A 16,977-nucleotide genomic window follows, 5' to 3' on the forward strand; every position below is an offset into this window, starting at 1 on the left:
GCAATGGACAAGGAGAAGGCGCCCGGCCAGGCAGCTGGGCGTGAACCCAGGCTGGCCCAGGGGCGAGAGCACGTGGTCGCCACCGTCGACGAGATCCCGCCCGGCAAGCACAAACTCGTGCCGATCGGACGCCACGGTGTCGGTGTCTACAACGTCAACGGCACGTTCTACGCCATCGCGAACTACTGCCCGCACGAGGGTGGTCCGCTGTGCGCGGGACGCACCCGCGGCCTGAACATCGTCGACGAGAACGTGCCCGGCGACTCGGTGATGGTGCGCGACAAGGAGTACATCTTCTGCCCCTGGCACCAGTGGGGTTTCGAGTTGGCCACCGGGACCACCGCGGTCAAGCCCGAGTGGAGCATCCGCACCTACCCCGTCCGGGTCGTCGGCAACGACGTGCTGGTACAGGCGTAGCGCTCGCCGAGTCATTGGAGACACGTTGCCCAACAAGACAATCGCGATCAACGGCGGAAACGTCGTCTACGAGATCCTGGGTGAGACCGGCGATTTCATCGTCCTGACGCCGGGCGGCCGGTTCAGCAAGGACATCCCCGGGCTGCGGCCGCTGGCCGAGGCACTGGTCGACGGCGGTTACCGGGTGCTGTTGTGGGACCGACCCAACTGCGGTGCGTCCGACGTCCAGTTCTACGGCCAGAGCGAATCCCACATGCGCGCCGAGACGCTCTACCAGCTGCTCACCGGTCTGGACATCGGACCGTGCATCATCGCCGGCGGTTCGGGCGGTGCGCGGGATTCGATGCTGTTCACGATGCTGCACCCGGAGATGGTCACCAAGCTCGTGGTGTGGAACATCGTGGGCGGCGTGTACGGCAGCTTCGTCCTCGGCGGTCACTATGTGGTGCCCAGCATCCTCGCGGTCCGCGGACTCGGTATCAAAGGCTTGCTGAGCGTGCCGGAGTGGCGGGAACGCATCGCGGAGAACCCGGACAACGAGCAGCGCATCCTGGACCTCGACGCCGACGCGTTCCTGAAGGTGATGCTGCGCTGGCTGAACGCGTTCGTCCCCAAGCCGGGCCAGACGATTCCGGGTGTCGCCGATGAGATGTTCGACGACATCAAGGTGCCCACGCTGATCATCCGCGGCGGCGAGAACGACTGGGATCACCCCAAGCGCACGTCATTCGAGGTGCACTGCCTGATCAAGGGCTCCACGCTGATCGACCCGCCGTGGCCGGAGGACGCGTGGGAGCGCGCCGGCGAGAAGATGGCCCAGAGCGGCGGCAAGAACTTCTGCCTGTTCGACACGTGGGTGCAGGCGGCGCCAGCGATCCTCGACTTCCTCGGGAAGTGACGGCCGTGGGCTCAGACGCTGATGATCTGCACCTCGCAGTTGAGGGACGCTTCCAGCGCGGTGTGCACCCGGCTTTCGGGGATGCGTCGCAGGTCCGCCTTGCTCAGCGTCACCTTGACGATGTCCCAGCCGTCGTCGGTGGGGATACGTTCGATCTCGCCGGCCAACCCCAGGCCGGCCAGGATTCCGTGCGCGTCATCGTCGGTTCCTCGGCTGACGTAGGTGAGCACGCCCGCCACCGGTTCCACACCGAATCCGCCGAACGCGTCGCGGCACAGTCCGACCGCGACGGTTTTCAGGTGCTCGACATCGTCCCCGTCGATCAGGATCTCGACCTGCCGGCGGTTGGACGGCATCGCCGTCAGGTCGGCCGCCACGACATCCACCTGACGGTCCTCGACCAGGGCGGAAAGCGTTGCCATGCCGTCGCGTAACTGGTCGGCAGACAGCACACCCGCCGGGTCCACATCGACTCGCACCACCGCAGTCCTCATGCGCGCCAGCCTATCTGCAGGCAGGAAGGGACCAGACATGACGATCTCCGACCCCACCGGCGGTCCGCGATGAGCACCGACAACGGACTGGCCACCCGCCTGACCCTGTCGGTGTGGCCGGGCCTGACGCCGCGGCTGCTGCTCGACACCGGAGCCGACGCGCCGGAAACACTCTCGGCCTACACCCTCGCCGGCGGCTACCAGGACATCGCCGACCCCGACGCCCTGCTCGACAGCGTCGACCGCAGCGGCCTGTTGGGCCGCGGCGGTGCCGCGTTCCCGATGGCCGTGAAGTTACGGACGGTCCGCGACGCCGGACGGGACGGCAGCCAGACCGTCGTCCTGGCCAACGGGGAAGAGGGTGAGCCGGCCTCCATCAAGGACCGCTGGCTGATGCGGCACCGCCCGCACCTGGTGCTCGACGGGGTGCGACTGGCCGCTCGAATCGTCAACGCGCCCCGGGCTTTCGTGTACGTCTCGGATGTCGAGTCCGCGGTCGCGGTCAACGCCGCGCTCGCCGAGGCCCCGCTGGGCGACGTCACGGTCAGCGTGGTCACCGTCGACCCGGGCTACGTCGCCGGCGAGGAGACCGCGGCCGTGCGCGCGGTCAACGGTGGCCCGGCCAAGCCCACCGACAAGCCACCCCGGCCGTTCGAGGAAGGCATCGGCGGTCTGCCGACCCTGGTCAGCAACGTCGAGACCCTGGCCAACCTGCCGTTCATCGCGCGCCACGGCAGCGATGCCTACCGCAGCGCGGGCACCTCCGCCTCCCCCGGCACGTTCCTGGCGACGGTGACGGGCGCGGGACGGCCGCCGACGCTCTACGAACTCCCGCACGGCGTACCGGTGACCGAGCTGCTGGCCCGCCACGACGTCGACGCTGGGGATGTCCGCGGCGTGCTGATGGGCGGCTACTTCGCCGGTCTGCTCAATCGGGAGATCCTCGACGTCACCCTGGACCACGAGTCCCTGCGCCGACTCGGCAGCGGATTGGGCTGTGGCGCGGTGGCACTGCTGACCACCGAATGTCCGGTGGCGGTGGCGGCGTCGGTGATGGCGTACTTCGACCGCGAGAACGCGGGACAGTGCGGTTCCTGCTTCAACGGAACGGCCGCGATGTCCGCGGTCACCGACGCGTTGCTGCGCGGCGCGGCTACCCAGGAAGATCTGACCCGGCTGGAACGGTGGTCGGTGGTGCTGCGCGGCCGGGGCGCGTGCGCGACGCTGGACGCGGCCACCAACGTGGCGGCGAGCCTGCTGCGGGCGTTCCCGGCCGACATCGCGCGCCATCTGGCCGGTGACTGCGAGACCTGCAGCGCCGAGATGTTCGCGGCGCTGCGGCCCTACGAGGTGGAGGCGGCGTCGTGAGCGAACCGTTGAAGATCAAGCTGGACCGCACACTGTGCGACGGGTTCGGGATCTGCGCCAAACACGCCCCGGAGTACTTCTCCCTCGACGACTGGGGTTACGCCTCGCTGATCGGTGACGGCACGGTGGCCGAAGCCGATCGGGACGCGGTGATGCGCGCGCTGCTGGATTGCCCCGTACACGCGATCATCGAGTTGCGCGCCAAGAAGAAGAAGACCAACGGTGTCGCGGCGCCCGGCCCGGCGGAGTCGACGCCCGCGTCGGCGCCGGAGAGGATCGGAAGCTGACGTGGATATTCCCGGTCGCCCTCTGCCGCAGCTGACCCCGCTCAACGAGTTCTTCTGGACGTCCGGCTCTGACGGTCGGCTGCGCATCCAGTCCTGCAATAGTTGCGACTCGCTGATCCATCCGCCCGCACCGGTGTGCCGGTACTGCCGCGGCACCGACATGGGCGTCACCGAGGTGTCGGGCCGGGCCACGGTGGCCGGTCTGACCGTCAACCACCGGTTCGGCTTTCCCGACCTGCCGCCGCCGTACGTGGTGGCCGAGGTCGCGTTGATCGAGGATCCGCGGGTCCGGTTGACCACGAACCTGATCGGCGCGGACCCCGAGGAGTTCGCCCTCGGCCAGGCCGTGGAGGTGGAGTTCACCCAGGCCGACGATGTGTGGTTGCCGCTGTTCCGGCCCGCGTCCGACCCTGACGCTCCGACCGCCCTGCCCACCGACGCGATCCCGCCGGATCAGTTCGCGGCGCATGTGCGCCCCATGCTGACCACTGAGAAGTTCGAGGACCACTCTGCGATCACCGGCATCGGGATGTCGAAAATCGGTCGGCGCCAGATGGTTCCACCGCTGTCACTGACCATCGATGCGTGCGCGCAGGCGGTCGCCGATGCGGGACTGACCTTCGATGACATCGACGGCCTGTCCACCTACCCGGGTCTGGACATGGCTGGTATGGGTGAGGGTGGGGTCAGTGCGTTGGAGGGCGCCCTGGGCCTGAAACCCACCTGGATCAACGGCGGCATGGACACCTTCGGTCCGGGCGGATCGGTCATCGCGGCCATGATGGCCGTCGCGACCGGGATGGCCCGGCACGTGCTGTGCTTCCGCACCCTGTGGGAAGCCACCTTCGGCCAGATGATGAAGGAGGGGAAGATGTCCCCTCCGATGGGCAGCCGCACCAGCAGCTGGCAGCACCCGTTCGGGGCCACCTCGGCGGCACATGTGCTGGCGCAGAACGCGAGCCGGCACTTCCACCGCTACGGCACCACGCGCGAGACCCTCGGTTGGATCGCGCTGAACCAGCGGGCCAACGCGGCCCTGAACCCGACCGCGATCTACCGCGACCCGATGACCATGGACGACTACCTGTCGGCGCGGATGATCACCACCCCGTTCGGTCTGTACGACTGCGACGTCCCGTGCGACGGCGCCGTCGCAGTGGTGGTCTCGGCGATCGACGCCGCGCAGGACATGCCCCATCGGCCCGTTCGCTTCGAAGCGGTCGGTACCCAGATCATCGAGCGCCTCGACTGGGACCAGACGACGCTGACCCACGAGCCGCAGGTGCTCGGACAGTCGGCGCATCTGTGGTCACGAACCTCGTTGCGCGCGAAAGATGTCGACGTCGCCGAACTCTACGACGGGTTCACGTTCAACTGCCTGTCCTGGCTGGAGGCCCTGGGCTTCTGCGGGATCGGCGAGGCGAAGGACTTCCTCGACGGCGGCACCGCCATCGCGCGTGACGGAACCATCCCGCTCAACACCCACGGCGGACAGTTGTCCCACGGCCGCACCCACGGCATGGGACTGATCCACGAGGCGGTCACCCAACTGCGCGGCGACGCCGGCGAACGTCAGGTGCGCGACGCCCGGGTGGCGGTGGTCAGCAGCGGCGGTCTGACCCCCAGCGGTGTCATGTTGTTGCGGACGGACGCGTGACGGCGGTCGGTCCGCGTCCCCGCGTCGTCCTCGTCGACGGCGTCCCCATGTCGGGGATCGTCGCCACGGCGCCCGATCCGCGCGCGGTGCTCGTGGCCATCCACGGCGGAGCCACGTCGTCGGTGTATTTCGACTGTCCCGGGCATCCGGACCTGTCGCTGTTGCGCGCCGCGGCCGCTGCGGGCGTCACCGCGATCGCGCTGGACCGTCCGGGGTACGGCGCTTCGGCGCTGCACCAGGAGGAATTCACCGATCTCGAGCGCCGGGTCGCGTTCGCGCTCGGCGCGCTGGACAAGATGTGCGGTATCGACGACCGAGGCGCCGGGATGTTTCTGCTCGGCCACTCCGCCGGCTGCGAACTCGCCGTGCGGTTGGCGGTCAGCGGCGACGGACCCGTCGTCGGACTGTCCCTGTCGGGCACGGGATTGCGGTATCGCGACGAGGCGTTGGCGATCATCAGGGATGCGACCGTCACCTCCCGTCCGGCCGGCCTGCGCGACCTGTTGTGGCAGCCGACGGAGTTGTACCCACCCGATGTCCTCACCGGCGGGTTGTCGGCACCGGGGGTGCCCTACGAGGCCAAGGTGACCGCGAATTGGCCCCGCCGGGATTTCCCGGAGCTGGCCGGCCGGGTCACCGCACCGGTGCAGTTCAGCGTCGCCGACCACGAACGCGTCTGGGAGTCCGGCCCGCAGGCCGATGCCGAGATCCTCGCGTTGTTCACCTCGGCGCCGCGCGTCGTGCTCAACCAGATGCCGGACAGCGGACACAATCTGAGCGTCGGACTCTCGGCGCACACGTATCACGAACGTGTGCTCGCCTTTCTCGACGACTGCCTCACTGCGTCGGGCAGTGAGCATCACGACACAGAAGTGGAGGCCGGTTGATGCGGGTCGGATTCATCGGGTTGGGCAGCCAGGGCGGGCCCATGGCGCGGCGCATCGCCGAAGGCGGTTTCGAGACCACGCTGTGGGCACGTCGCGCCGCCAGCCTGGAGCCGTACGCCGACACACCGGCCAAGACGGCCTCCACCCCGCGGGAACTGGGCGCGGCAAGTGACCTGGTCTGCCTGTGTGTGGTCGGAGACGACGACGTGCGCGAGGTGCTCTACGGTGACACCGGCGTGCTCGCCGGGATGTCCGAGGGCGGCATCGTCGCCATCCACAGCACGGTCCATCCCGACACCTGCCGCGAGATCGCCGACAAGGCTGCCGCGCAGGGGGTCTCGGTGCTCGACGCACCGGTCAGCGGTGGCGGTCCGGCCGTCGAGCAGGGCACGCTGCTGGTGATGGTCGGCGGCGACGAAGACGTGGCCGAGCGCTGCCGCCCGGTGTTCGCGACCTACGCCGACCCGATCGTGCACCTGGGTCCGCTCGGCGCCGGTCAGAACACCAAGATCCTGAACAACCTGCTGTTCAGCGCGAACCTCGGCAGCGCGGTCAGCACCCTCGAACTCGGTGAGGCTCTCGGCATTCCGCGCGACAAGCTCGTGGAGGTCCTCAACCGGGGATCGGCCACCAGCAAGGCCGTCGGCAGCATCTCGATGTTCGGCGGCACGCTCGACGGACTGGCGCCCATCGCCGGGGCGTTGCTGCAGAAGGACGTCCGGCACGCAGCCAGCCTCGCGGCCTCCGCGTCGGCTCCTGAAGGTGCGGTGTTCACCGCGGCCGACGCGGCATTGATCGCCATGGACCACAGGCGGTGACCAGATGACCACGGTCGGCTTCGTCGGGGCCGGCCGCATGGGCTCGCCCATGGTCGAGCGTCTGGTCGGGGCCGGTCACGACGTGCGGGTGCTCTGCCGCACCGGTGAGAAAGGTACCGCGGTCGAACAATTGGGCGCCACGGCTGTTGCCGACATGGCGCAGGTCGCCGAGGATGCCGACGTCGTCGTGGTCTGCGTGTTCTCCGACGACCAGGTGCGCGAGGTCTGTCTGTCCGACGGTCTCGTCAGGCACATGGCCCGGGGCGCATCGCTGGTGGTCCACACCACCGGGAGCCCGCGCACCGTGCAGACCTTGGCGGCACAGGCACCGGGGATCTCGGTGATCGACGCACCGGTCAGCGGGGGGCCGCACGACATCGCCGCGGGTCGGATCACCCTGTTCGTCGGCGGTGACGACGCCGACGTCGACAAGGCGCGCCCCGTCCTGTCCTGCTACGGCGATCCGATCCTGCACACCGGCGGGCTGGGCTCCGGCCAGTGGGTCAAACTGCTCAACAACACCCTGCTGACCGCGCAGCTGGGGTTGCTGCGGGAGGTCACGGCCTTCGGGTCCCGCGTGGGCGTGGACGAGGCGGGGCTGATCAGCGCGATCCAGAAGGGCAGCGGGACCAGCCGGGCCGCGGAGATGGTCGGCGCGCGCGGATCGGGTTCGGTGGGCGACTTCGTCGCATCGATCAGCGAATTCCTCGGCAAGGACGTCGCAGTCATCCGCGAGGTCACTGCTGAGACCGGCCATGACCTCGGCATTCTGGACGGGTTGCTGGACCGGGCGCTGGGCGGCGGCCGAAACGCACCGTCGGAGTCCCGAATCTGACGGTGTAGACACAGCAAAACTGATAGCGTTACAGGTAATTCACTTCTCGTAAAGCATCCGGCCAGCCCGCCGTGACGGAGGACATCATGACCGCTCCTGAACTCCGCTTCGATCCCGTCTCCCAGGATTACTTCGACAATCCGTATGAGATCTACAAGCGGATGCGTGACGAGGCACCGATCTACTACGACGCCGAACTCGACTTCTACGCACTGACCCGGCACGAGGATGTCGCCGCGGCACTGAAAGACCACGAGGCGTTCTCGTCGACCCGAGGCTGCGACCTCGCGATGATCCGGTCCGAAGAGGGTCCGGTGAAGTCGATCATCTTCATGGACCCGCCCGAGCACCGCCATATGCGCAGCCTGCTGAACAAGGCGTTCACCCCGCGCGCGATCCAGTCCCAGCGCGAGACCATCATCGAGCTCGTCGAGCACTACCTGTCCAAGGTCGACCCCGACAACTTCGACGTGGTGCAGGACTTCTCCGGCCCGTTCCCCGTCGAGGTGATCACCCGGATGGCCGGCGTGCCCGAGGAGTTCCGCCAGCAGGTGCGGCGCTGGATCGACACCAGCCTGGAGCGTAAACCGGGCCAGCTCGGGCTGTCCGAAGAGAACATGCAGGCCAACATCGACTCCGGGATGTACTACTACGGGCTCGTTCAGGAACGTCGCCAGAACCCCCAGGACGACATGATCAGCCGCCTGATCGCCGCCGAGATCCCCGGCGAGGACGGCACGATGCGCAAGCTCGACGATCTGGAGATCACCGGCTTCACCACGCTGCTGGGCGGAGCGGGCGCCGAGACCGTCACGAAGCTGGTGGGCAGTGCGGTCGTCGAGTTCGCACGCCACCCGGAACAGTGGCAGATGCTGCTCGAGGACCGCAGCCTGGTGCCCGCGGCCGTGGAGGAGTTGCTCCGCTACGTCGGGCCGGTGCAGTACAACGTGCGCTTTACCCTGAAGGAAGCCCACGTGCCCAGCGGGACGATTCCTGCGCACAAGCCGGTGTTCCTGATGAAGGCCGCCGCGAACCGCGACCCGCGTGCGTTCGACAATGCGGAGACGTTCGACATCACCCGCGACCGCACGCAGTCGCCGAACCTCGGTCTCGGCTACGGCATCCACAGCTGCCTGGGCGCCGCGCTGGCCCGCCTGGAGACCCAGATCGCGCTCGAGCATCTCCTCGACTTCATGCCCCGCTACGAGGTCGATTTCGACGGACTCGAGCGGGTACACATGCAGAACGTGGCCGGTTACCACCACGTCCCGGTGAAGGTGTTGCGATGAACTCCCACTCGAACGAGGAGGCGTCACGATGACTCGGAAGATCGTCGTCGATTTCGGTCTGTGCGAAGCCAACGGGGTGTGCATGGGCATCATCCCCGAGGTGTTCGATCTCGACGAGCAGGACTATCTCCACCTCCTCCAGGAGGAGGTCACCCCAGAAAACGAGGAACAGGTGCAAGAAGCCGTGCGTCAATGCCCCCGCCAGGCCATCAGCATCGAAGACGCATGACCTCCACTGAACTCGTCTTCGATCCGTTCTCCGAAGAGTTCTTCAACGGTCCGTGGGAGATCTACCGGCGGATGCGCGCCGAGGCTCCCGTGTATTACAACGCGGAGTACGACTTCTACGCCCTGTCCCGGCACGAGGACGTCGCGGCGGCCTACAAGGACTTCGAGACGTATTCCTCGGCGTACGGGCTGGACCTGGCGACGGTGCGTTCCGACGAACCGATGCCGGCGAAGATGATCATCATGATGGACCCGCCCGAGCATCGGCAGATGCGCAGCCTTGTCAACAAGGTGTTCACCCCGCGTGCCATCGAGGCGTTGCGCCCCATGGCCACCGCGACAATCGACCGCTACCTCTCCGCGGTCGATCCGGACACCTTCGACGTCGTCCAGGACTTCTCGGCGCTGTTCCCGGTGCAGGTGATCACCCAGATGCTCGGCGTCCCCGAGGAGTACCGTCAGCAGGTCGGTGAGTGGGTGGACACCTCACTGGCCCGCGAGCCGGGCCAGATCGAGATGTCCGAGGCAGGAATGCAGGCCGTCGGTGAGCTGATGGGGTTGTACTACAGCATCATTCAGCAGCGCCGGGCCGAGCCCCGCGACGACATGTTCAGCAGGTTGATCGCCGCCGAGGTCACACGCGAGGACGGCGAGACGGAGTCGCTGGACGATTTCGAGATCGCGGGCTTCGCCACGCTTCTCGGCGGCGCCGGGGCCGAGACCGTCACCAAGCTGATCGGCAACGCGGCGGTGACGTTCGCCCGCCATCCCGAGCAGTGGCAGAAACTCCTCGACGATCGCAGCAAGATCCCGGCCGCGGTCGAGGAGCTTCTGCGTTACGAGGCGCCCAACCAGTACAACGTTCGGCGGTCGATGAGGGACGTGGAACTGCACGGGGTGACCATCCCGGCGGGCAAGCCGGTGTTCCTGCTCGCCGGGTCGGCCAACCGCGATCCCGAGGCCTTCACCGACGCCGACACCTTCGACATCGACCGCGACCGCACCGAGGCGCAGAACCTCGGGTTCGGTTACGGCGTGCACAGCTGCCTGGGTGCAGCGCTGGCCCGGATGGAAAGCGCCATCGCGCTGGAACGGCTGCTCGATTTCATGCCGAGTTACGAGGTGCTGTGGGAGGGGTGCAAGCGGGTCGCGGCGCAGAACGTCGCGGGCTGGTCGCACGTTCCCGTCCGGGTCCTCCGCTAGGACACCTGTGCGCTTCGTCCTCGTGCACGGCGGTTTCCACGCTGCGTGGTGTTGGCAACCCACCATCGCGGCACTGGAATCGTTGGGGCACACCGCGGTCGCGGTGGACCTACCGGGACACGGCGCACGGCTGCACGAAGAGTCCACGCTGGCCAATCGCCGCGACGTCATCACCGAGGCGTTGAACGCGGCGGCGCCGCAGCGCAGTGTGCTGGTCGGCCACTCCGGCGGCGGGTTCGACGCCACCCTGGCCGCGGATGCATGCCCGGATCTGGTGGGCCACATCGTCTATCTGGCCGCGGCCCTTCCACGGGAGGGACGCACCTATCCCGAGGCGATGGCCATGCGCGACGACGACGAGGACCTCGGCGCCGACTTCGACGGCGACGTCGGGGAGATGCTGGGGTATCTGCAGTTCGACGAGGACGGCGCGATGCGGTTCGCCGACTTCGAGGGTGCGTGGAAGTACTTCTACCACGACTGCGACGAGGCCACCGCGCGCTGGGCGTTCGACATGCTCGGACCCGAACGTTTCGGAGACACCACCGTCACACCGGTATCGGTCCCCCGGTTCTGGGAGGCCGACCTGCCACGCAGTTTCATTGTGTGCGAACAGGATCGGTCGATGCCGCGCTGGCTGGCCGACACCGTCGCCCGGCGATTGGGCGTCGAGCAGCTGTCGATCGACGCCTCGCACTCGCCGTTCCTGTCGCGCCCCGGGGAGCTGGCCGAGTTGCTGGTGCACGCGACGACCACCACCCCGGTGGCCGCACTTTCCCCGTACTGATCCCCTTGTGCCGCGAGCGCGCGCGTCTGCTGCTCGACACACCGGGCGGAGCCGACATTGTGCGCGCGCTCGCCGACGACGAGCGCGCGCCCAGGGCTCAGAGACCCGAGACGATCACCCCGTGGCACTCCGCGGCGGCCTGCCGCAGCCTGGCCGCGGCCTGGTATTCGTCGGAGTAGTACCACTCCTTGGCGGCCTCGACGGACTCGAACTCCAACAGCACCGTCTGGGTGCCGTGCCACTGGCCCTCGAGAGCCTCGGCCGGCGGGCCGAACGCCAGGATCTTGGCGTTGCCCATCGTCTTGCTCGCCAGCTTGGCGTACTCGCCCATCCCCTCGGGGTCCTTGATGTCCTCGGTGATGATCACATAGCCCTTGGCCACAGTTGTGTCTCCTGCTCTCAATCGATTTCGCGGATCGCGCGTTCCGGACAGTTGTCGATCGCCTCGCGCGCGGCGTTCTCGAGACCGGCGGGCACCGTCTCGGGGTCGGCGACGGCCCAACCGTCGTCAGTCATCTGAAACACTTCGGGACACAACGTCAGGCACATCCCGTGACCGGCGCACCGGTCCTCGTCGACGGTCACCTTCATCGAACGTCGAACTCCAGGTGCAGTTCGGTCAGGCCGCGCAGGATGTAGGTCGGGATGTAGTCGTAGCGGCGGTTGCCGGCCGGACCGTGCTTGCTCTCCGAGATGCGGATGTCGGTGGTGCGGTCGAGCAGACGTTCCAGACCGACGCGGGTCTCGGCGCGGGCCAGCGGCGCGCCCGGGCAGCTGTGGATGCCGCGCCCGAACGCCAGGTGCTGGCGGGCGTTCTTGCGCTCCGGGTCGAACGTGTCGGGGTCCTCGAAACGACGCGGATCCCGGTTGGCCGCACCGTTGATCACCATCACGGTGCAGCCGGCGGGCAGCTCCTGATCCCCCACGGTGGTGGGCACCCGGGACAGCCGGAAGTCACCCTTGACGGGGCTCTCGATGCGCAGGCACTCCTCGATGAAGTTGGGGAGGAGGCTGCGGTCGGCGCGCAGCCTGGCCTGCACCTCGGGCTGGTCACCCATCACCTTCAGGGCGGTCGACAGCAGCCGCACGGTGGTCTCCTGGCCGGCCGAGAACACGTTGGTGGCCACGCGGACAACGTCGCCCACGTCGGGGGTGGTGCCGTCGGGGAACGTCGCGGTGGCCAGCCCGGTCAGCACGTCGTCGCGCGGGTTGGCGCGGCGGTCCTCGACATACTCGGCGAACACCTCGTAGAGGTATTCCAGCGGTGTCTTGGTCAGCGTCTTGTCGGCGTTGCCCAGACCGCTGCCGTGGGTACCGCGGGCCAGCCGTTCGAGCAGTTCGTCCCGGTCCTCGTCGGGCACGCCGAGCAGGTCGGCGATCACCCGCAGCGTGAACGGGCCGGCGAAGCCCTTGATGAACTCGCCTTCGCCCGGTGCCAGGAAGTCGTCGAGGATCTCGTCGGCCAGATGCCACATCGCGTCCTCGTTCTCCTTGAGGCGCTTGGGCGTGAGCAGCCGCATCAACAGGGCGCGGTGATTGGTGTGGGTCGGCGGATCGAGCGTGGGCAACTGGTCGCTGAACGGGATCTCGTCGCGGTGCTGCTTGATCAGTTCGGTGACATCGTCACCTTCGAGCGGCACCGGGAAGCCGGGGAACGGGCCGGTCACCGAGATGCACGACGAGAAGGTCTCGGCGTCGTTGTAGACGTCGACGGCCTCTTGCCAGCCGGTCACCATCGTGACGCCGTAGTGGTTCTCCTTGGCCACCGGGCACTTGTTGCGCAGCGCCTCGTAGAACGTGTACGGGTCGTCGGTCAGACGACTGTCCCGGAAGAAGTCCACCGCGGTGAGGTCTTCAGCCATGCTCGCTCCATTCGCCGGTCTCACTGTATGAGAACGGGATTCTCATCTATGGGTATCAGGTTTTCATACCGGTAGCGCAACGTCAACGAGGGTCCGGCTCAAGCGTGTTCGGGCTGTACCGCCAGCACGTTCACCGCGACTGCCAGCGACTGATAGCAACCGACCGTGAACAGCAGATCGAGCAGCTGGCGTTCGTCGAAGTGCCCGCGCAACGCCGCCCAGGTGTCGTCACCGAGGGTGTGACTGCGGTCGATCTCGTCGACCGCCTGCACCACGAGCCGGTCGACTTCGTCGGCACCGTCCCCGGCGCGCACCAGGTCGATGTCCGCAGGGCTCAGACCGGCGCGTTCGGCGATCGGGAGGTGGTGATCCCACAGATAGTCACAGTCGCGGTGCTGCACCGCGCGCAACACCGCGACTTCCCGGATGCGCGGAGACAGCGTCGAGCTCTGCAACAGATGCGCGTTGAAGTGCAGATAGCCGCGCGTCAATTCCGGATGACGCAGCAGCGTCGCCAGCACATTGCCGGCGTCGCGCGGATTGCGCCGTTCCTCGGGCAGCAGCGGGCTGAGTGCGTCGCGGATCGTGTCGTCCCACTGCCCGTCGGGCAGCGGTGGGATACGGGGCTCCGTCACTGGATGGGTTCGTCGCCGAGCACCGTGGTGCGCAACATCTCTCGCGGCGAGTCTTCGGCGTAGGGTGCGGCCCGGTGCAACACTCCGCGGTTGTCCCAGATGACGGTGTCCCCGACCGACCACGTGTGGCTGTAGACCTTCTCCGGCGTGGTGGCCCGGTCGAGCAGCTCGGCCAGCAATGCCCGGCCCTCGTCGAGATCCATCCCGACGACGTAGTCCGCTGACGCCCCGAGCACCAACGACTTCCGGCCGCTGCGGTGCGTCCAGACGAGCGGGTGTTCGTGGGTGGGGCGTGACCGCCAGCGGGCCAGTTGCTCGGGTGTCGGGTCGGGTGTGATGCGCCGCTGCGACGCCTCCAGCGAATGCACCACGCGCAGGTTCTCGTAACGTTGTTTCTCGTCGTCGCTCAGATGCTCATAAGCGGCATAGGAACTCGCGAACTCGGTCTCTCCCCCGCTCTCGGCCACCTGTTTGGCCGACAGCACGGTCGCCTTCTGCGGGTACTCGTCCCCCGTGGGGGTGCAGCCGTCGATGTGCCAGTCGAACGTCGCGCGCAGATAGGCCGCCGACGAGTTCTTCGACTTGTCCAGCGTGACGGGGTAGATCCCGGCCACCGGATGATGCCCGTCGGAGGAATGGTCGATACCGCCCAGGCGACGGCAGAACTCCACCTGCGCAGCAGGGTCGAGGTGCAGCTCGGGGAGCACCAGGACGCCGTTGTCCTCCAGCGCCTCGAGCAGGGCGTCCCCGAGCGATGCGTCGGAGCCGAGTTGGTGCGGGTCGAGCCCGACGATCTCGGCACCGACCGACGCGGTCAGTTTGTTCACGGTGAGAACGGTCATGGGGATTCCTAACTCAGGGCACCGGCGCGCTGACGCGGTCGATGACGGCGTCAGCGGAGTCGGCGGGCTTCTGGGTACCGAAGACCTCCACGGCCATCGACACCATGATCATCGAGTAGACGAGGTGCAGGAGGTTCAACACATCCTCGGGCAGATCGTCGAGAGGGAACTTGTCGCAATAGTCGATGGCTTCCTCGAACCGCGGCGTGAACGCGTCGTAGAACTCGTGGATGTCCTGCATCGGAGTCGACATCCGCATCTGCCAACGCTCGGATTCGGTTGCCAGACACCATTTCTCGGCGAAGCGCTCGTACTCGGCGAAGGCACTCGGCAGGCGCGGTGAGTCGGTCACGGTCACACCCCCACCGGTCGACGCTCGTCCTGGTACTGCTGGACCCACTTGACGGCTTCGTGATGTAGGTGGCGCACCAGGATCTCCTGGTCGTTGAGCGGATAGTCGTCGACGATCGGCTCACCCAGGCCGTACTCCAACGCGGCCTGCGTGCCGCCGAGCATGCCGGCGTCCTGCAGCGCGAACTCCTTGAGTACCACCGATGCGACCTCGTGTTCGACGCGTTCACGCACCGTCGTGGCCGGATGAAAGGCGTTGTAGGCCTCGAACTTGTGGGTGTTGTGCGACGTCGGCCAGTACCGGTACAGCAGGTACCAGCCGTGGTAGATGAGGATCTCCAGGTTGGGGAAGATCTGGAAGTTGGTGATCCCCCACGGCTCGATGCCGCCGGGGTTCAGACCGGCCGACTGATGGGTTTCCGGGGTGCGCCACGGTCCCACCAGACCACTGCGTGTGGCGCGTTCCACCGGATACATGTATTCCGGCGCCAACAGCCAGCGCCGCGTCCCGGCGGTGGAGACCAGGCGGTGGGGCCCGTCGATCTGGAAGTGTCCGCACTCGAAGCTCGCGTTGGGCTGCCGCACTTCGCTGGGTACCTGCTGGCTGTGCAGCGACGGCACGTGGTAGTACTCCTGGAACGCGTCGGCGAAGATCTTCCAGTTGCTGTTGTTGTGCGCTTTGAACTCGTAGCGCTCGGTCATCAACTCGAACGGATAGTCGTCGAGCGCGGTGATCATCGGGCCGAGGAACTCGCGCAGTGTCTGCCGCGGCTCCCGGTCGAAGTTGATGAAGATGAACCCGTTCCACACGTCGCAGTGCACGGGAGCCAGGCCGTAGCGCGCGTTGTCCAGATCGAAGAACTCACCGGGCTGTTGGACGAAGGTGAGCTCGCCGTCGAGACCGTAGCGCCAGCCGTGGTACTTGCAGGTGAACTGGCGGCAGACGCCTTTGACTTCTTCGTTGGGGAATTCGTTCCACACCAGCTTGTTACCGCGGTGGCGGCAGATGTTGTGGAAGGCGCGGATCTGCTGGTCGCGGCCACGCACCACGATCACCGAGGTCGAAGCGACCTCGATCTCCTTGGTGAAGTAGCTGCCGACACGCGGAACCTCCTCCACCCGACCGACGTTGAGCCAGGCGCGCTTGAAGATCGCCTCACGCTCGAGCTCGTAGAACTCCGGCGAGGTCGAGTCCCGGAACGACACCGGCCCGGTCCCCAGTTCCGGATAGTGCTCGGTCCAGCTGCCCTCAGCGGGCTTCGGCCACTTACCCATCTGAATCTCCCTGTCGTCGTGCGCTGTTGATGTCCGTCATCCCGAAGCGATCCGCCACGTCATCCCGTAACCGGACCGCCACGTCATCCCATGACCGATCCACCGTTGACGCCGAGCGTCTGGCCGGTGATGAAGCCCGCTTCCTCCGAGCAGAGGAACCCGACGGCGGCGGCGATGTCGTCACCGGTGCCGAGGTGCCCGACCGGGATGCTCGCCGCCATCTGCTCGTTGGGTGGCAGGAAGCCGGCGAGCTGCGACTGATGTTGCATCGGCGTCTCGATGCCCGAGGGCGGAATGTTGTTGACCGTGATGCCCGCCGGGCCGTATTCGCGGGCGAGCGACCGTGTGAACGAGATCAAGCCGCCCTTGGAGGCGGCGTAGTGCGCCATCCCGGGCGATCCGCGCTGCGCACTCGACGAGGAGATCATCACGATGCGGCCCCAACCCGCCTCGAGCATGTCGGGGATCGCGGCCTGCGCACAGTGGAACGTCCCGTTGAGGTTGACGTCGATCAGGCGCTGCCAGTTCTCGGGCGTGATCTCCAGGAACGGCGCGAAGTCCACCAGCCCGGCGCTGGTGACCAGGATGTGCACCGGCCCCAACTCGGTGCGCACCTTCGCGAAGGCCTCATCGACGGCCGGCCGGTCGACGACGTCGACCGCGACACCCAGAGCCGTGACCCCGTCGGCGCGCAGTTCCTCGGCGACCCGTTGGGCGGCCTCCCCGTTGAGGTCGAGTACGGCGACCTTGTGCCCACGTCGTCCGAGCTCGCGGCAACTGGCTTCACCCATGCCGGATGCGCCTCCGGTCACCACCGCCACCCGCGACAGCGGGGAATCACTGG

Annotated in this window: 21 protein-coding genes; 12 read left to right on the forward strand and 9 right to left on the reverse strand. The window is 67.3% G+C overall.

All coding sequences use genetic code 11. The features are described 5' to 3' along the window. The first annotated feature begins 3 nt into the window (after positions 1-3). Both ACAG25_RS02490 and ACAG25_RS02495 read left to right on the forward strand, forming a co-directional pair. The gene (locus ACAG25_RS02490) at positions 4-417 is read left to right on the forward strand and encodes a Rieske (2Fe-2S) protein (protein ID WP_370486685.1); all 414 of its coding nucleotides are present in this window, start codon (positions 4-6) and stop codon (positions 415-417) included. 25 nt (positions 418-442) lie between these two features. After that, positions 443-1,315: an alpha/beta fold hydrolase gene (locus ACAG25_RS02495; RefSeq protein ID WP_370486686.1), complete on the forward strand. Its 873-nt coding sequence runs from the start codon at positions 443-445 to the stop codon at positions 1,313-1,315. Positions 1,316-1,326: 11 nt separating this feature from the next. Here ACAG25_RS02495 and ACAG25_RS02500 read toward each other — a convergent pair whose 3' ends face one another. Further along, positions 1,327-1,809, reverse strand: a complete 483-nt coding sequence (locus ACAG25_RS02500; protein WP_370486687.1) for a hypothetical protein — start codon at positions 1,807-1,809, stop codon at positions 1,327-1,329. Positions 1,810-1,878: 69 nt separating this feature from the next. On the opposite strand from ACAG25_RS02500, the gene ACAG25_RS02505 reads away from it, so the two are divergent. The 10 genes from ACAG25_RS02505 (at position 1,879) to ACAG25_RS02550 (ending at position 11,168) form a co-directional block, all read left to right on the forward strand. Beyond that, positions 1,879-3,177 carry an NADH-ubiquinone oxidoreductase-F iron-sulfur binding region domain-containing protein gene (locus ACAG25_RS02505; RefSeq protein ID WP_370486688.1) on the forward strand — a complete coding sequence of 433 codons (1,299 nt, stop codon included), beginning with the start codon at positions 1,879-1,881 and terminating at the stop codon, positions 3,175-3,177. Positions 3,178-3,185: 8 nt separating this feature from the next. Continuing rightward, positions 3,186-3,464, forward strand: coding sequence for a ferredoxin (locus tag ACAG25_RS02510; protein ID WP_370486854.1), 279 nt, complete (start codon positions 3,186-3,188; stop codon positions 3,462-3,464). 1 nt (position 3,465) lies between these two features. Continuing rightward, positions 3,466-5,121 carry an OB-fold domain-containing protein gene (locus tag ACAG25_RS02515; RefSeq protein ID WP_370486689.1) on the forward strand — a complete coding sequence of 552 codons (1,656 nt, stop codon included), beginning with the start codon at positions 3,466-3,468 and terminating at the stop codon, positions 5,119-5,121. Continuing rightward, positions 5,118-6,008, forward strand: a complete 891-nt coding sequence (locus ACAG25_RS02520; RefSeq protein WP_370486690.1) for an alpha/beta fold hydrolase — start codon at positions 5,118-5,120, stop codon at positions 6,006-6,008. Before ACAG25_RS02515 ends, ACAG25_RS02520 begins: the two co-directional genes overlap by 4 nt. Further along, entirely contained in the window at positions 6,008-6,826 is an 819-nt protein-coding gene (locus ACAG25_RS02525; RefSeq protein WP_370486691.1) for an NAD(P)-dependent oxidoreductase, read from the forward strand. The genes ACAG25_RS02520 and ACAG25_RS02525 overlap by 1 nt, the downstream gene beginning before the upstream one ends. Positions 6,827-6,830: 4 nt before the next feature. After that, positions 6,831-7,661: an NAD(P)-dependent oxidoreductase gene (locus tag ACAG25_RS02530; protein ID WP_370486692.1), complete on the forward strand. Its 831-nt coding sequence runs from the start codon at positions 6,831-6,833 to the stop codon at positions 7,659-7,661. Between the two features lie 86 nt (positions 7,662-7,747). Next, positions 7,748-8,950 carry a cytochrome P450 gene (locus ACAG25_RS02535; RefSeq protein ID WP_370486693.1) on the forward strand — a complete coding sequence of 401 codons (1,203 nt, stop codon included), beginning with the start codon at positions 7,748-7,750 and terminating at the stop codon, positions 8,948-8,950. 28 nt (positions 8,951-8,978) lie between these two features. Then, positions 8,979-9,179, forward strand: a complete 201-nt coding sequence (locus ACAG25_RS02540) for a ferredoxin (protein ID WP_370486694.1) — start codon at positions 8,979-8,981, stop codon at positions 9,177-9,179. Beyond that, positions 9,176-10,381 (forward strand): cytochrome P450, encoded by a 1,206-nt coding sequence (locus ACAG25_RS02545; RefSeq protein ID WP_370486695.1) that lies wholly within the window; start codon positions 9,176-9,178, stop codon positions 10,379-10,381. Before ACAG25_RS02540 ends, ACAG25_RS02545 begins: the two co-directional genes overlap by 4 nt. A 7-nt stretch (positions 10,382-10,388) precedes the next feature. After that, on the forward strand, positions 10,389-11,168 hold the full coding sequence (locus ACAG25_RS02550; RefSeq protein ID WP_370486696.1) for an alpha/beta fold hydrolase: 780 nt from the start codon (positions 10,389-10,391) through the stop codon (positions 11,166-11,168). 97 nt (positions 11,169-11,265) lie between these two features. Here ACAG25_RS02550 and ACAG25_RS02555 read toward each other — a convergent pair whose 3' ends face one another. The 8 genes from ACAG25_RS02555 to ACAG25_RS02590 all read right to left on the reverse strand — a co-directional run bounded on the left by ACAG25_RS02555 (position 11,266) and on the right by ACAG25_RS02590 (position 16,963). Beyond that, complete coding sequence (locus ACAG25_RS02555; protein ID WP_370486697.1) at positions 11,266-11,550, reverse strand: DUF1330 domain-containing protein; 285 nt, start codon at positions 11,548-11,550, stop codon at positions 11,266-11,268. A 17-nt stretch (positions 11,551-11,567) separates the two neighbouring features. Next, positions 11,568-11,759, reverse strand: coding sequence for a ferredoxin (locus tag ACAG25_RS02560; protein WP_370486698.1), 192 nt, complete (start codon positions 11,757-11,759; stop codon positions 11,568-11,570). Continuing rightward, a complete protein-coding gene (locus ACAG25_RS02565) occupies positions 11,756-13,030 on the reverse strand; it encodes a cytochrome P450 (protein WP_370486699.1) in 1,275 nt (424 codons plus the stop codon). Before ACAG25_RS02565 ends, ACAG25_RS02560 begins: the two co-directional genes overlap by 4 nt. A 98-nt stretch (positions 13,031-13,128) precedes the next feature. Beyond that, positions 13,129-13,665 carry a carboxymuconolactone decarboxylase family protein gene (locus ACAG25_RS02570; RefSeq protein ID WP_370486700.1) on the reverse strand — a complete coding sequence of 179 codons (537 nt, stop codon included), beginning with the start codon at positions 13,663-13,665 and terminating at the stop codon, positions 13,129-13,131. Continuing rightward, positions 13,662-14,507 (reverse strand): TauD/TfdA dioxygenase family protein, encoded by an 846-nt coding sequence (locus ACAG25_RS02575; RefSeq protein WP_370486701.1) that lies wholly within the window; start codon positions 14,505-14,507, stop codon positions 13,662-13,664. The genes ACAG25_RS02570 and ACAG25_RS02575 overlap by 4 nt, the downstream gene beginning before the upstream one ends. Positions 14,508-14,520: 13 nt before the next feature. Next, positions 14,521-14,865: a hypothetical protein gene (locus tag ACAG25_RS02580; RefSeq protein ID WP_370486702.1), complete on the reverse strand. Its 345-nt coding sequence runs from the start codon at positions 14,863-14,865 to the stop codon at positions 14,521-14,523. Next, positions 14,862-16,133, reverse strand: a complete 1,272-nt coding sequence (locus tag ACAG25_RS02585) for an aromatic ring-hydroxylating dioxygenase subunit alpha (protein ID WP_370486703.1) — start codon at positions 16,131-16,133, stop codon at positions 14,862-14,864. Before ACAG25_RS02585 ends, ACAG25_RS02580 begins: the two co-directional genes overlap by 4 nt. Positions 16,134-16,216: 83 nt before the next feature. Beyond that, entirely contained in the window at positions 16,217-16,963 is a 747-nt protein-coding gene (locus ACAG25_RS02590) for an SDR family NAD(P)-dependent oxidoreductase (RefSeq protein ID WP_370486855.1), read from the reverse strand. Positions 16,964-16,977: the final 14 nt, after the last annotated feature.

Source organism: Mycobacterium sp. pV006 (assembly GCF_041287115.1).
In the GTDB taxonomy this organism is placed as follows: domain Bacteria; phylum Actinomycetota; class Actinomycetes; order Mycobacteriales; family Mycobacteriaceae; genus Mycobacterium.

What these genes read in the sequence shown, in the direction of transcription:
- ACAG25_RS02490 (WP_370486685.1), top strand. Translation starts at nt 4, where the DNA reads ATGGACAAGGAGAAGGCGCCCGGCCAGGCAGCTGGGCGTGAACCCAGG.
- ACAG25_RS02500 (WP_370486687.1), bottom strand. Translation starts at nt 1,809, where the DNA reads ATGAGGACTGCGGTGGTGCGAGTCGATGTGGACCCGGCGGGTGTGCTG.
- ACAG25_RS02505 (WP_370486688.1), top strand. Translation starts at nt 1,879, where the DNA reads ATGAGCACCGACAACGGACTGGCCACCCGCCTGACCCTGTCGGTGTGG.
- ACAG25_RS02525 (WP_370486691.1), top strand. Translation starts at nt 6,008, where the DNA reads ATGCGGGTCGGATTCATCGGGTTGGGCAGCCAGGGCGGGCCCATGGCG.
- ACAG25_RS02530 (WP_370486692.1), top strand. Translation starts at nt 6,831, where the DNA reads ATGACCACGGTCGGCTTCGTCGGGGCCGGCCGCATGGGCTCGCCCATG.
- ACAG25_RS02535 (WP_370486693.1), top strand. Translation starts at nt 7,748, where the DNA reads ATGACCGCTCCTGAACTCCGCTTCGATCCCGTCTCCCAGGATTACTTC.
- ACAG25_RS02540 (WP_370486694.1), top strand. Translation starts at nt 8,979, where the DNA reads ATGACTCGGAAGATCGTCGTCGATTTCGGTCTGTGCGAAGCCAACGGG.
- ACAG25_RS02545 (WP_370486695.1), top strand. Translation starts at nt 9,176, where the DNA reads ATGACCTCCACTGAACTCGTCTTCGATCCGTTCTCCGAAGAGTTCTTC.
- ACAG25_RS02560 (WP_370486698.1), bottom strand. Translation starts at nt 11,759, where the DNA reads ATGAAGGTGACCGTCGACGAGGACCGGTGCGCCGGTCACGGGATGTGC.
- ACAG25_RS02565 (WP_370486699.1), bottom strand. Translation starts at nt 13,030, where the DNA reads ATGGCTGAAGACCTCACCGCGGTGGACTTCTTCCGGGACAGTCGTCTG.
- ACAG25_RS02575 (WP_370486701.1), bottom strand. Translation starts at nt 14,507, where the DNA reads ATGACCGTTCTCACCGTGAACAAACTGACCGCGTCGGTCGGTGCCGAG.
- ACAG25_RS02585 (WP_370486703.1), bottom strand. Translation starts at nt 16,133, where the DNA reads ATGGGTAAGTGGCCGAAGCCCGCTGAGGGCAGCTGGACCGAGCACTAT.